Genomic DNA, 11,272 nt, shown 5'->3' on the forward strand with positions numbered 1-11,272 from the left:
GCTGCGCGGAACACGTACACTGCCGATCGATGTCGGATTCCCGCCTTGCTGACGACCGGCCCGAGGCCGCCTTCCGGTTCGACCACGCCGAGACCACCGAGCCGCACACCCATCCGCGCGGGCACCTCGTCTACGCCGCGAGCGGCATGCTCTCGCTCATCACGGACGGCGGCGCGTGGATCGCGCCACCCAACCGGGTGGCCTGGGTGCCGGCCGGTGCCGAGCACCGGCACCGGGCGCACGGGGTGACCGACATGCGCGTCGTGTACCTGTCCCGGGAAGCCGCCACGAGCCTCCCGTCGGGTCCCGCCGTCCTGGCGGTCACCGCGCTCGCCCGGGAGGCCGTGCTCGCCATCACGACGGACGGTCACCGTTCCGACATGGCCAGGTCGCACCTGCGCGCGGTCCTGGTGGACGAGGTCGCGTCCGCCCCGGAGCAGCCGCTGCACCTGCCGGAGCCGGCCGACCCCCGGCTGCGCCGTGTCGTCGCGCTCGTCGAGCGGGACCTGGGCGCCCCGCGGTCGCTCGCAGCCCTCGCGCGGGAGACGGGCGTCGGGGAGCGGACGCTGACGCGCCTGTTCCGGGAGGAGACCGGGATGGGCTACCGGCAGTGGCGGGCGCAGCTCCGGGTGCACCGCGCGCTGGTGCTCCTGGCGCAGGGGCGGTCGGTGACCGACACGGCGGCTGCGTGCGGCTGGGCCACGACGAGTCAGTGCATCGAGCAGTTCACGCCGCTGGTCGGGCTCACACCGGGTGCGTGGCGTCGCGCTGCGGAACGCGGCTGACGTCCGCGGACGGGTCGGGTGACGCCTGTCCGCTGAACGCGGGAGGGGTCGGGGGACGTGTACCCCGGAAGTGCGTCGCACCGCCCCGGGAAACCGGGAACAGCCGATGGTCGGCATGAACGGAAGCCGTGAATCGACGCGGGCCCATGGCGAGCGAGGTCGGTGACGCCATACGGTCGTACCACCGCACGATGTACCCCGGAACGCGACAGGAGCAGCGCCATGAGCATGACCGCCAGCAGCACGAAGCCGCAGCGTGAACTGACCCTCGACACCGACACGGTCGACACGATCGCGGTGCTCGAAGCCGAAGCGACCAGCAGCATCCGTCCCGCGCGGGCCAAGCTCACCTGGACCCAGGAAGACGCCGGTGAGTGGATCGCGAACTACGGCGGCTACTTCGGCGGCTCCGTGGACAAGCGCGACGGCCGGTACATCGCCTCCGACACCTTCGGCCTCGTCGTCGGCGAGTTCGCCTCGCTCGAAGACGCCCAGGCGAACCTGGCGGACCGGCTGCACGTGATGCTGCCGACCGTCATCCGCCCCGTCGAGTAGTCGGCCGCAAGAACCAGCAACCGCCCGGGCAGGGCACCGCGTCGCGAAGGAACACCACGAGCATGACCGACACACACCACGCACCGGCCGAGGTCACCCTCGACACCGAGACCATCCGCGTGATCACCGCGATCGAGGCAGAGGTCGTCGCTCCCGAGCAGCGCGCGCACATCACCTGGAGCCGTCCGGACACCGGCCTGTGGGCCGCGAACTACGGCGGCTACTACGGCGGCACCGTCGACCGGCAGGGCACCCACTTCTTCGTCTCCGACACCTTCGGGCAGTACGTCGGGGACTTCCGATCGCTCGACGAAGCGCAGGCGGCCCTCGGGGAGCGACTGCACCGGATCCTGCCCGACGTCATCCGGCCCGTCCGCCCGTAGTCCCGGAGCCCCGGAGTCCCGTCCGGGGGTGACCCCGCACCCCGTGGAGTGCTCGGCGCGGGTGATCTCTGCGGTGGCGGTTTCCCGCACGGATCCCGATGACGCTGGCTCGCGTCCACCGGCGTCTCTAGCCTCGGCCCCGTGAGCATTGCTGACGTACAGGGGCGACGCAGCCTCGGCGCGCGGTTCGATCCGCGCAGGAACTCGCTGAACGCGATCCGGCTGATCCTGGCCGGACTCGTCGTGCTGTCCCACTCGTGGCCCATCGGTGGGTACGGCCCCGATCCCGTACTCGGGGACCAGGGCCTCGGGAGCTGGGCCGTCGCCGGCTTCTTCTGCATCTCCGGCTACCTCATCACCACGAGCCGGGTGAACAGCCGCTCCCTCGTCGACTTCGTCTGGCGCCGGGTGCTCCGGATCTACCCGGCGTTCATCGTCGCGCTCGTCGTGGTCGCCTTCGGGATCGCCCCGGCCGTCGTCGCGATGTTCCCCGGTGGCGGCACCTGGACGTTCACGGGCGCGGCGGGGTACGTCTTCCACGACGCGTTCCTCTACATCCGCCAGTACGGCATCACGGGCACGCTGGGGCACGTCCCGTACCCGAACGCGTGGGACGCCTCGCTGTGGACCCTGTTCTTCGAGTTCCTCTGCTACCTCGCGATCGGGTTCCTGGTGTCGCTCGTCGCCGTGCGGTGGCGGACGCGCGCGGTCGTCGCGCTGCTGGTCGTCTGTGCCGCGATCGTCCTCCTGCAGGCAGCCGGGGTGCTGCACCTCCCCGGACAGATCGAGGCCACCGCCCGGCTCGGCGGGTACTTCGGCGGCGGTGCGCTGCTCTACCTGCAGCGCGACCGGATCCCGGTCGCCTGGCCGCTCGTGCTGCTGGCCGCTGCACTCGTGGTGGCCGTCGCGGCGCTCGGGGTGTCCGGTGCGCTGGTCGGCGTCCCCCTCGCCTACCTGTGCCTGGTCGCCGGCATCCTCCTGCCGCTGCACTGGATGGGCGCCCGCAACGACGTCTCGTACGGCCTGTACATCTACGGCTTCCCCGTGCAGCAGACGATGGTGCTCGCGTTCCCGCACCAGCAGCTGCCGGTCGTCGTGTTCGCGGCGCTGTCGGTCGTGGCGGCGCTGCCGTTCGCATGGGCGAGCTGGCTGTTCGTCGAACGACCGGCGATGCGCCTCAAGCGGGTGTTCGCCCGACGCCCCGTCGATGCCGAGGGGCACGTCGAGGAGCGGTCCCTGTCGGCTACGCCACCGGCTCGATGAGCTGCGGGCCGTTGTTCTTCACGCTGTTGACCGTCCGGGAGACCTCGTACTGCTCGAGGCCCGCGGCCACCTCGAGCGACTCGTGGTCGAGCAGCGCGAGCAGGTCGTCGGTGTGGAGCTCCCCGCCGAGCCAGTCGTCGTAGCCGTCCGGGGTCAGGAAGGCCGGCATCCGGTCGTGCACTTCCCCCGGGGCGACGTGGGCGTCCCTGGTGATGATCGCCAGCGACAGCTTCCACTTGTCCGGGTCACCCTCGGGCTTCGTCGGGTCCGGCCACGCGCTGACGACCCCGGCCATCGCGAGGGCACCGCCGGGCTCGTGCACGAAGTGGGGTTCCTTGCCGTCCTCGCGCACCACCCACTCGTAGTAGCCCTGCGCCGGGACGATGCACCGGTTCGTGGCGAAGGCGCGCTTGAACATGCCGCTCGTCGCGACGGTCTCGATGCGGGCGTTGATCGGCTTCGGGCGCTGCTTCTGGAAGTCCTTCGCCCAGCTCGGGACGAAGCCCCAGCTGATCTGCGGGAGTTCGCGCTCCCCGTGGCGCTGCCGGACGGCGAAGACCGGGTCCGTGGGGGCGACGTTCCAGCTCGGGACGAGCCCGGTGCCGACGACGCCGGTGTCCTCGTCGACGTGCTCGGTGCGATCGGCGAGTTCCCCGATGAGCTCGGGGAGCAGGTCAGCGGTGGTGTCGGAGACGACGAAGCGGCCACACATGCGCCCAGTGTGCCCGCTGCCGCCGACAGTCGTCAGTCCCCGGGGAGCTGGATCTTCGACCCGTTCGGGGAACGCCGTCGCCCGGGCGGCCGCTCCGGAGCGGCCGGGACGTCGGGGAGCGTCGCGGCGAGGGCTCGGGCGCGCTCGACGCGGCCGAGCCGGATCACGTTCATGACGGTCCGCACCGCCGTGATGAGCGCCACCCAGACGACGATGCGTGCGGGGAGGCCGAGGAGGGCAACGCCGGCGACGGCGAGGGCCGTCGCCGCGACGACGACAAGCCCCCGGTAGACCTCGGGGAGCACGCCGGCACGAACGGCCTCGGCATCGCGCAGCACGTCGTCCCGGTCGCGCGGGTCGATCGTCGGGGCGGTCCTCGCCCGGAAGTACCGTTCGACGTGGTCCGGTGCCGCCATCTGCGATCCCGACCAGTACAGCCGTGCGCCGTCGGCGGTCCGCGGGCGGAGCGGGACGAGGGCGACCGCGAAGGCGCCGGGTCCGGTTGCGAGCAGCGCGGCTCCGATCCATGCCGCCGGCCCCTGGAGGTCCGGCCACGGGGCGACCAGGCCGACGACCACCAGCACCACGAACGCGGCGACCGCGGTGACGACGCCGACGACGAACCCGAAGCGGCGTCGGTCCGCGGGCACGTCCCGGCCGAAGTGGTCGCGGAAGACGCGCCAGCCGAGGGCGTACGTGCTCATGTGTTCCCTGGTACTCCTCAGCGCTGAGCATCGCTCGGACACGCCCGACGAGCCGGGTTCGGACGCGCGCTGGTCCGCGTCGCGGAGCCGCTCGTCAGGAATCGTCCAGACAGGCACGGTCACCTGATCCCATGAGTCTCGACATCGTCTACACCGCCGTCGCCCACGCCTCGGGAGGCGGCCGCGACGGGCACGTCCGCAGCGAGGACGACCGTCTCGACCTGGACACGCGTCCACCGAAGGAGATGGGCGGCAGCGGCGAGGGCACCAACCCGGAGCAGCTCTTCGCCGCCGGCTACGCGGCGTGCTTCCTCGGCGCACTGCACGCGGCGGGCAAGGAGCTCGGCGTGGACACCGCGGACGCGGAGGTCTCGGCGGAGGTCGGCATCGGCGGCAACGGCAACGGCGGCTTCGGGCTGGCCGTCGAGCTGGACGTCTACACGCCGAACGTCGAGCAGGCCAAGCGACAGCGGGCCGTCGAGCGCGCGCACGAGATCTGCCCGTACTCGAACGCCACCCGGGGCAACATCACCGTCACGCTGTCCCTCGTCGACTGACCTCGTGGCCACCACGCGCTGTCCCTGTCTCAGCGGGAACCCGTACGACGAGTGCTGCGGGCCGCTGCACGCGGGCGCCGCGGCGCCGACGGCGGAACGGCTGATGCGCTCGCGCTTCTCCGCGTTCGCGCTCGGGCTGCCCGAGTACCTGCTGCTCTCGTGGCACCCGAGCACCCGACCGGACACGCTCGAGCTCGACGTGGAGCAGCGGTGGACACGGCTCGACGTCCTGTCGACCCGGGACGGAGGCCCGTTCGACTCGCGCGGACAGGTCACGTTCCGCGCGTGGTGGCGGACCGACAGCGAGCGTGGCACGCTCGAGGAGACGAGCGACTTCGTCCGCGAACAGGGCCGCTGGTTCTACGTCGACGGCGTGGTCGCCACCTGAGTCCCGACAGGAGTGCCCATGCCGTCCCGTGACCTCGCCGCCTTCGGTGCCCGGACCACCGCCGCCGAGGTCCTCGACGGCATCGACCTCACCGGACGGACGGCGATCGTCACCGGCGCCGCCTCGGGCATCGGCATCGAGACCGCCCGGGCGCTCGCCGGCGCCGGTGCCGTCGTGACGATGGCCGTGCGCGACGTCGCAGCGGGGCACCGTGTGGCAGACGACATCGCCCGGTCCACCGGACGAGCAGCACCCGCGGTGCGCGCACTGCACCTCGACCGCCCCGATTCCGTCGAGGCCTTCGCGGCGGACTGGGACGGCCCGCTCGACGTCCTGGTGGCGAACGCCGGGATCATGGCCGCGCCGGAGTCGTACACGGCGGCCGGGTGGGAGTCGCAGTTCGCGACGAACCACCTCGGGCACTTCGCGCTCGCACGCGGCCTGCACCGGGCACTCGCCGCGTCCGGCTCCGCGCGGATCGTCGCCGTGTCGTCGAGCGGCCACGGATCATCGCCCGTCGTGTTCGACGACCTGTTCTTCCGCCGCCGTCCCTACGAGCCCGGGCTGGCGTACGCGCAGTCCAAGACGGCGAACGCCCTCTTCGCCGTCGGGGTCGGACTCCGCTGGGCCGAGGACGGCATCACCGCGAACTCCTGCATGCCGGGCGGGATCTGGACCGGGCTGCAGAAGCACTGGGACCCGGACGTCCTGGCGGCGACGAAGGTGGCTGCCGCCGACGTCGTGAAGACACCCGAGCAGGGCGCGGCCACGTCCGTCCTGCTCGCCACCGCTCCGGAACTCGCCGGAGTCTCCGGCCGGTACTACGAGGACTGCCACGAGGCCGCCGTCGTCGACGCGATCCAGGACGGGCTGTACGGGGTACGGCCGTGGGCGCTCGACCCGACGGACGCCGACCGGCTGTGGGACGTGTCGGTCGCGCTCCTCGACGCCGAGGGTCGGACCCGACAGGCCTGAACCGACGGCCGGGGTCAGCCGCCGATCTGCTCGGGCAGGCCGACGGCGCCGCGCATCGCACGGCGGACCGCGGCCTCCGACGGCAGGAGCTCGTCCTCGTCGCCGGTCAGGAAGAACCGGATCTGGCCGATCGCCTGCTCGGTGAGCATGTCCAGGCCGTTCAGCACCCGTCCGCCGGCGGCTTCCCAGCGCGTGGACGCCGCGGTCGGCCACGGCTCGTACGCGACGTCGAAGAGCACCGCGTCGGAGCCCGACGGGCGCAGCGGCAGCTCGTCGGCCGCGCCGCCGGGGAGCGTCGAGATCACGAAGCCGAGCGGCCCCGCCTGCTCGAGGTCGGCGAGGGGGTGCACCTCGAGCGTGATCCCGAGCCGGGTCGCGAGGCCGACGAGGTCCCGCGCCTTCGCGGTGTCGCGGAGGAACACCCGGACGACACGGGCGCCGAGGCGGAGCGATGCCGTCAGCGCACTCGCCGCCGTCGCCCCGCCGCCGAGGATCGTCGCCTCACCGGGGACGTGCCCGAGGGCGGCGACCGGACGGACCAGTCCCTCGACGTCGGTGTTCGCGCCGGCGCGCACCACCCGGCCGCCCTCGGAACGGAACGCGAGCGTGTTGGCGACCCCGAGCTCGTCCACGAGTGGTGTCGTGCGATCGAGCAGCGGGAGCACCTCGCGCTTCAGCGGCATCGTCAGGCTGAGCCCCCGCTGCGCTGGACCGAGCCCGGCGATGAACGCGTCCAGACTGCCGGAGGCGACCTCGTGCCTCCCGTACGTGAAGGGCAACCCCAGGACGTCGTAGGCCGCTGCGTGGAGCGTGGGCGAGAGCGAGTGTGCGATCGGCGAGCCGAGCACGGCGAGGCGTGTGCGATCGGGGTCCTGGTACGACGTGGCCACGGGTCCAGAGCCTATCCATCCGCGTTTCGTGGCGGACCCTTAGGTTAGGCTTACCTTCGTGATCCGTACCTCCCTCTCCAAGCAGCGCTTCCGGCGCGTACTCGCCGCCGCCGGTGCCGTGGTGGCCGCCTCGCTCGTCCTCGCCGGATGCTCGTCCGGCTCGTCGACCACCTCGCCGGAGGCATCGTCGTCCTCCGCCGACGGTCAGTTCCCGGTGTCGATCACCACGGCACTCGGCACGACGAAGATCGACTCGCAGCCCAAGCGCGTCGTCGCCCTCGGCTGGGGCGACGCCGAGACCGCACTCGAACTCGGCGTGCAGCCCGTCGGTGCCAGCGACTGGCTCGCCTTCGGCGGCGACGGCGTCGGCCCGTGGCTCAAGGGTGCGTACACGAAGTCCCCGAAGATCATCAACACGCTCGAGCCCAGCTACGAGGACATCCTCAAGCTCAAGCCGGACGTGATCCTCGACGTGAAGTCCTCCGGCGACAAGGACCGCTACGCCAAGCTCTCCGCGATCGCGCCCACCGTGGCGATCCCGAAGGGCGCGGAGAACTACCTCGCCTCGACGAAGCAGCAGACCACGATGATCGCGAAGGCGCTCGGCAAGGTCTCCGAGGGCAAGAAGCTGCTCGCCGGCGTCGACGACGCGTACGCCGCCGCGCGGAAGGCGCACCCGGAGTTCCAGGACAAGACCGCGGTGATCGGTGCCTACACGTCGGAGGGCTTCGGTGCCTACGCCTCCGCGGACAGCCGGGCCACCTTCATGCAGAACCTGGGCTTCACGATCCCGGCGAAGATCGACCAGGAAGCCGGCAAGCAGTTCTCCGTCCACCTCTCGGACGAGAACCTCGACCTGCTGAACGCCGACCTCACGGTGATCCTGCCGATCTACGTCGAGGCGTCGGCGGCAGAGTCCGATCCGCTGTTCCAGAAGGTGCCGTCCGTCGAGGCCGGCCACTCCATCGTGTTCTCCGACAAGGACGTCTCGTCCGCGTTCTCGATGGGGACCACCGCTGCGATCGAGTGGGCGCTCAAGCGCCTGCCGGACCAGTTCGCGTCGAAGCTCGGCTGATGAGCGCCGCTGTTCCGCCCGGGCCCGGTTGCCCGCAGCCGAGCCCGGGCGGGTCGGTTCGCAGTGCGGTCAGTTCGCGAAGAGCGAGCCGAGGAACGCGAAGAGCAGCGTGATGAGCGGCAGGGAGCCCTGGACGAACGCGGAGTTGAGGTACCGGCGACCGGTCCCCGCGAGGATCACCGCGGCGCCGAGCATGCTCGCCGTCGAGAAGACGATCAGCGTCCAGCCGCTCACCGCGCTGCCCGTCACGACGAACAGGACACCGAGCACCGCGCCGATCGCGAGGAACAGGTTGTAGAAGCCCTGGTTGAACGCGAGGGCTCGCGTCGCCCGGGCTTCGGCGTCCGAGGCCATGCCGAAGATCCGCCGGACCCGGGGGCTGGTCCACGCCACCGACTCGAGGAAGAAGATGTACACGTGCACGAGTCCAGCGAGGACCGCGCACACACTCGAGATGACGAGGAGCACCGACATGGGTTCCATTGTCCCAGCACCGAAGGGGTGCTCAGGTCCCACTCAGCTTCGGACGTGGCGCGCTCTCGCGTAACCGACACCTGGCGGCCAGCCGGACGCCGTTAGGCTCGGCACATGAGCGAGTACGACGACGCGGCCGTGGCTGAACTGCAGAGCATCCGGCAGAGCATCGACAACATCGACGCCGCCGTGATCCACATGCTCGCGGAGCGCTTCAAGTACACCCAGCGTGTGGGGTACCTCAAGGCCAGTGCGGGGATGCCGGCGGCGGACCCCGACCGCGAGCGCATCCAGGTCGCCCGACTGCGCTCCCTCGCCGCCGAGTCCCATCTGGACCCGGCGTTCGCGGAGAAGTTCCTGAACTTCATCGTCGCCGAGGTCATCCACCACCACGAGCAGATCGCCGAGGAAGAAGCGTGAGCGCTCCGGCGCTGCCCACGCTGCTCGTCGGGTCGTACACCGCCACCGGCGGCGGCACCGCGACCGGCATCTCCGTCGTCGAGGACGGGGTCGCCTCGACCGTCGCCGTGCTGGACGACCCCTCGTTCCTGGCGGTCTCCGGCGACCGCGTGTACGCCGTGTCCGAGCTCGCCGACGGCAGCGTGAGTGCCTTCCGCCGACGCGGCACCGCCCTCGAACACCTCTGGGACGCACCGTCCGGCGGGGACGCCCCGTGCCACGTCCGTGTCGATCCGTCCGGTGCGCTCGTCGTCACGAACTACGTGTCCGGCACCGTCACGGCCGTGTCCCTGGCCGCGGCGGAGTCACTCGCCGCGTCCGTCCTGGCGAGCGACGGGGTCGTCGGTGCGCACGGGGCAGGGGACTCCGTCGTCGTCCCGGAATCCGCCGTGGACACCGCGGTGCTCCCCGACGCCACCGGCCCCGTCGAGGACCGGCAGGAGGGGCCGCACGCCCACCAGTCGATCGCGACGCCCGACGGCACGCTGCTCGTCGCGGACCTCGGCGGGGACGCACTGCACGAGTACCGGGTGGACCTCGGTCCGGAGTCCGTCGCGCTCGAGGTGGTGCGCGTGCACCACGTCGAGCCCGGCGTCGGCCCGCGGCACATGGCCTGGTACGACGGCGACCTGTTCGTCGCGGGGGAGCTCGACGGTCGCGTGCACCGCCTCCGTCGTGACGAGTCCGGAGCGTTCCGCGTCGTCGCGTCCGCACCGACGTTCGACGGTCCGGTCGGCGAGTCGCTCCTCAGCCACATCGAGGTGGACGAGGACGGCCGCGTGGTCGTCGCCGTCCGTGGACGTGACGTGATCGTCGTGCTGGACGCCGCGGACGGCGGGCTGACGCTCGTCGGGTCCGCACCGTGCGGCGGTGTGTGGCCGCGGCACTTCGCCCGGGTGCCCGGGTACGTCCTGGTCGCGAACCAGATGTCGGACGCGATCGCGGTCCTGCCCGTGGGTGATGACGGCGTCCCCGGGGAGGCAGTCGCGCAGATCCCGGTCGGGACGCCGACCTGCATCGTCCCGCTGTAGCGGTCCTGCGGGCCGCGCTGGCTTGCGGACCTGCGGGCCTGCGGGCCTGCGGGCCGCGGACCTGCGGGTCGCGCTGGCTTGCGGCTCGCGCTCGGTCAGACCTCGATGAGGTTCTCGAACGCGCGGCCCTCGGCCAGCGCCGCCACCTGACGGCGCATCAGCTCGATGGACCGCGGCACGCTGAGGTCCGTGTTGCCGCCGACGTGCGGTGTCAGCACCGTGTTCGGCGTGGTCCAGAGCGGGTGCCCCTCGGGGAGCGGTTCGGGGTCGGTGACGTCGAGCCCGGCGGACAGCCGGCCGCTCGAGAGCTCGGCGACGAGGGCGTCGGTGTCCACGACCTTGCCGCGCGCGACGTTCACCACCAGGGCGCCGTCGGGCAGTGCGGCGAGGAGATCGGCGTCGACGAGTCGTTCGGTCTCGTCCGTCAACGGCGTGATGAGCACGAGCACGTCGGTCGTCCGCGCGAGCTCGGGCAGCTCGCTGAACGCGTGCACGTGCCGGCCGTCCTGCTCGCGGGCGGTCCGAGCCACCACGGTCACCTCGGTCTTGAACGCCTCGAACCGGGTGGCGATCGCACCGCCGATCGCGCCGTAGCCCACCACGGTGACCCGTCGGTCCGCCAGTGACCGGGTCTGCCGGACGTCCCAGACGCCCTTCGCACGGTCGAACTGGAACTGCCCGAGTTCGCGGAGGGACGTCAGCGCGAGCCCGACGGCGAGTTCCGCCGTCTCGTCGTCGTGGATCCCACGGCCGTTCGCCAGCTGCGCGTGTCCGGGGACGTGCGGCACCGCGTGCTCGTAGCCGGCGCTCGGCAGCTGCAGGAGCTGCAGGTTCGGCAGGTCGTGCACGTACTGCCAGCGGTGGCGCCCCTGGAAGTAGAACGGCAGGAGCGTGACCGCGACCTCGTCAGCGCGCGGGTACGGCGCCTCGAGGTCCCAGACGTCGAGCTCGACGCCGTCCGGCACGGGGCCGAAACGGTCGACGAGTTCAGCGAAGGGCAGCGTGACGATCGGCACCGGGG

15 protein-coding genes are annotated in these 11,272 nt (G+C 71.8%); 10 read left to right on the forward strand and 5 right to left on the reverse strand.

Annotated features, from left to right (window positions below):
• Positions 1–29 precede the first annotated feature (29 nt).
• From EDF24_RS05550 to EDF24_RS05565, 4 genes are all read left to right on the forward strand, one after another.
• Entirely contained in the window at positions 30–785 is a 756-nt protein-coding gene (locus EDF24_RS05550) for a helix-turn-helix domain-containing protein (RefSeq protein WP_123701369.1), read from the forward strand.
• A gap of 222 nt (positions 786–1,007) precedes the next feature.
• Complete coding sequence (locus EDF24_RS05555) at positions 1,008–1,340, forward strand: hypothetical protein (protein ID WP_123701370.1); 333 nt, start codon at positions 1,008–1,010, stop codon at positions 1,338–1,340.
• A gap of 62 nt (positions 1,341–1,402) precedes the next feature.
• Positions 1,403–1,723, forward strand: coding sequence for a hypothetical protein (locus tag EDF24_RS05560; protein WP_123701371.1), 321 nt, complete (start codon positions 1,403–1,405; stop codon positions 1,721–1,723).
• A gap of 141 nt (positions 1,724–1,864) precedes the next feature.
• On the forward strand, positions 1,865–2,986 hold the full coding sequence (locus tag EDF24_RS05565) for an acyltransferase (protein ID WP_123701372.1): 1,122 nt from the start codon (positions 1,865–1,867) through the stop codon (positions 2,984–2,986).
• Here the strand turns inward: EDF24_RS05565 and EDF24_RS05570 are convergent.
• Together EDF24_RS05570 and EDF24_RS05575 are read right to left on the reverse strand one after the other, a co-directional pair.
• Positions 2,967–3,698 (reverse strand): SOS response-associated peptidase, encoded by a 732-nt coding sequence (locus EDF24_RS05570; RefSeq protein WP_123654432.1) that lies wholly within the window; start codon positions 3,696–3,698, stop codon positions 2,967–2,969. The genes EDF24_RS05565 and EDF24_RS05570 overlap by 20 nt on opposite strands.
• A gap of 32 nt (positions 3,699–3,730) precedes the next feature.
• A complete protein-coding gene (locus tag EDF24_RS05575) occupies positions 3,731–4,402 on the reverse strand; it encodes a hypothetical protein (RefSeq protein ID WP_123701373.1) in 672 nt (223 codons plus the stop codon).
• A gap of 131 nt (positions 4,403–4,533) precedes the next feature.
• Here EDF24_RS05575 and EDF24_RS05580 point away from each other — a divergent pair, with 131 nt between their 5' ends.
• Genes EDF24_RS05580 through EDF24_RS05590 form a run of 3 tightly spaced genes read left to right on the forward strand, consistent with a single transcriptional unit; the run spans position 4,534 to position 6,322 of the window.
• Positions 4,534–4,959 (forward strand): organic hydroperoxide resistance protein, encoded by a 426-nt coding sequence (locus EDF24_RS05580; RefSeq protein WP_123701374.1) that lies wholly within the window; start codon positions 4,534–4,536, stop codon positions 4,957–4,959.
• 4 nt (positions 4,960–4,963) lie between these two features.
• Complete coding sequence (locus EDF24_RS05585) at positions 4,964–5,347, forward strand: YchJ family protein (RefSeq protein WP_123701375.1); 384 nt, start codon at positions 4,964–4,966, stop codon at positions 5,345–5,347.
• 18 nt (positions 5,348–5,365) lie between these two features.
• The gene (locus EDF24_RS05590) at positions 5,366–6,322 is read left to right on the forward strand and encodes an SDR family NAD(P)-dependent oxidoreductase (protein WP_123701376.1); all 957 of its coding nucleotides are present in this window, start codon (positions 5,366–5,368) and stop codon (positions 6,320–6,322) included.
• A 14-nt stretch (positions 6,323–6,336) separates the two neighbouring features.
• Here EDF24_RS05590 and EDF24_RS05595 read toward each other — a convergent pair whose 3' ends face one another.
• Positions 6,337–7,212 (reverse strand): shikimate dehydrogenase, encoded by an 876-nt coding sequence (locus EDF24_RS05595; RefSeq protein WP_123701377.1) that lies wholly within the window; start codon positions 7,210–7,212, stop codon positions 6,337–6,339.
• A gap of 58 nt (positions 7,213–7,270) precedes the next feature.
• Between EDF24_RS05595 and EDF24_RS05600 the strand changes: the two genes are divergently transcribed.
• The gene (locus EDF24_RS05600) at positions 7,271–8,287 is read left to right on the forward strand and encodes an iron-siderophore ABC transporter substrate-binding protein (protein ID WP_260233357.1); all 1,017 of its coding nucleotides are present in this window, start codon (positions 7,271–7,273) and stop codon (positions 8,285–8,287) included.
• 69 nt (positions 8,288–8,356) lie between these two features.
• On the opposite strand, the gene EDF24_RS05605 is transcribed toward EDF24_RS05600, so the two are convergent.
• On the reverse strand, positions 8,357–8,761 hold the full coding sequence (locus tag EDF24_RS05605) for a DUF1304 domain-containing protein (protein WP_123701378.1): 405 nt from the start codon (positions 8,759–8,761) through the stop codon (positions 8,357–8,359).
• A gap of 114 nt (positions 8,762–8,875) precedes the next feature.
• Here EDF24_RS05605 and EDF24_RS05610 point away from each other — a divergent pair, with 114 nt between their 5' ends.
• On the forward strand, positions 8,876–9,181 hold the full coding sequence (locus tag EDF24_RS05610; RefSeq protein ID WP_123654425.1) for a chorismate mutase: 306 nt from the start codon (positions 8,876–8,878) through the stop codon (positions 9,179–9,181).
• On the forward strand, positions 9,178–10,251 hold the full coding sequence (locus EDF24_RS05615) for a beta-propeller fold lactonase family protein (RefSeq protein WP_123701379.1): 1,074 nt from the start codon (positions 9,178–9,180) through the stop codon (positions 10,249–10,251). Before EDF24_RS05610 ends, EDF24_RS05615 begins: the two co-directional genes overlap by 4 nt.
• A gap of 95 nt (positions 10,252–10,346) precedes the next feature.
• Here EDF24_RS05615 and EDF24_RS05620 read toward each other — a convergent pair whose 3' ends face one another.
• A complete protein-coding gene (locus tag EDF24_RS05620) occupies positions 10,347–11,267 on the reverse strand; it encodes a 2-hydroxyacid dehydrogenase (RefSeq protein ID WP_123701380.1) in 921 nt (306 codons plus the stop codon).
• Between the last annotated feature and the right edge of the window lie 5 nt (positions 11,268–11,272).

This window comes from Curtobacterium sp. PhB130 (genome assembly GCF_003755165.1).
Classification (GTDB): Bacteria; Actinomycetota; Actinomycetes; order Actinomycetales; family Microbacteriaceae; genus Curtobacterium.

Coding starts and splice junctions, on each gene's coding strand:
- EDF24_RS05580 (WP_123701374.1), top strand. CDS start 4,534: ATGAGTCTCGACATCGTCTACACCGCCGTCGCCCACGCCTCGGGAGGC.
- EDF24_RS05605 (WP_123701378.1), bottom strand. CDS start 8,761: ATGTCGGTGCTCCTCGTCATCTCGAGTGTGTGCGCGGTCCTCGCTGGA.
- EDF24_RS05610 (WP_123654425.1), top strand. CDS start 8,876: ATGAGCGAGTACGACGACGCGGCCGTGGCTGAACTGCAGAGCATCCGG.
- EDF24_RS05590 (WP_123701376.1), top strand. CDS start 5,366: ATGCCGTCCCGTGACCTCGCCGCCTTCGGTGCCCGGACCACCGCCGCC.
- EDF24_RS05575 (WP_123701373.1), bottom strand. CDS start 4,402: ATGAGCACGTACGCCCTCGGCTGGCGCGTCTTCCGCGACCACTTCGGC.
- EDF24_RS05570 (WP_123654432.1), bottom strand. CDS start 3,698: ATGTGTGGCCGCTTCGTCGTCTCCGACACCACCGCTGACCTGCTCCCC.
- EDF24_RS05560 (WP_123701371.1), top strand. CDS start 1,403: ATGACCGACACACACCACGCACCGGCCGAGGTCACCCTCGACACCGAG.
- EDF24_RS05555 (WP_123701370.1), top strand. CDS start 1,008: ATGAGCATGACCGCCAGCAGCACGAAGCCGCAGCGTGAACTGACCCTC.
- EDF24_RS05550 (WP_123701369.1), top strand. CDS start 30: ATGTCGGATTCCCGCCTTGCTGACGACCGGCCCGAGGCCGCCTTCCGG.